Source organism: Streptomyces sp. SID12501 (genome assembly GCF_010550245.1).
Lineage (GTDB): Bacteria > Actinomycetota > Actinomycetes > Streptomycetales > Streptomycetaceae > Streptomyces.
Genome location: NZ_JAAGLU010000735.1, coordinates 1 through 428, shown reverse-complemented (window position 1 = coordinate 428; position 428 = coordinate 1). Strand labels below are relative to the sequence as shown.

General features: G+C 63.3%; 2 protein-coding genes. One reads left to right on the top strand and one right to left on the bottom strand.

Annotated features, from left to right (window positions below):
• Positions 1 to 13 precede the first annotated feature (13 nt).
• A complete protein-coding gene (locus G3I71_RS53120; RefSeq protein WP_369335593.1) occupies positions 14 to 112 on the top strand; it encodes a TIGR02186 family protein in 99 nt (32 codons plus the stop codon).
• Here G3I71_RS53120 and G3I71_RS53115 read toward each other — a convergent pair.
• On the bottom strand, positions 109 to 428 hold a 320-nt coding region (locus tag G3I71_RS53115), incomplete at its 5' end, for a peptidogalycan biosysnthesis protein (RefSeq protein WP_203733198.1). The genes G3I71_RS53120 and G3I71_RS53115 overlap by 4 nt on opposite strands.

Sequence of the window (428 nt, the reverse complement as noted above, 5' to 3'; positions counted from 1 at the left end):
TTATCGTCTCGCGCTGGAAAAACCGTTCATCTATGGCATCATGTCGCTGGCGATCGCAGTGGCGGCCGGCTGGGGCGCATCGGCGGCGTTCCGGTTGGTCAAGCGCGCCTAGCCACGACGAAACGGGCCCAACTCGGACAGGATCTCCATCTCTTCCCCGACCGCCTCGCGTCCATGTTGCAGATAGGCGGCGATTGCCTTGTGAAAGCCGCGGTCGGCGACCCAATGCAGCGAATGGGTCTGGGTGGGCATATAGCCCCGCGCCAGTTTGTGTTCGCCCTGCGCCCCGGCCTCGACCCGCGGCAGGCGATGGGTAATGGCCCAGTCGATGGCCTGATGATAGCAAAGTTCGAAATGCAGGAACGGGTGATCCTCGGTGCAGCCCCAATAACGGCCGTAAAGCCCGTCCGGCCCGATCAGGTTCAGCG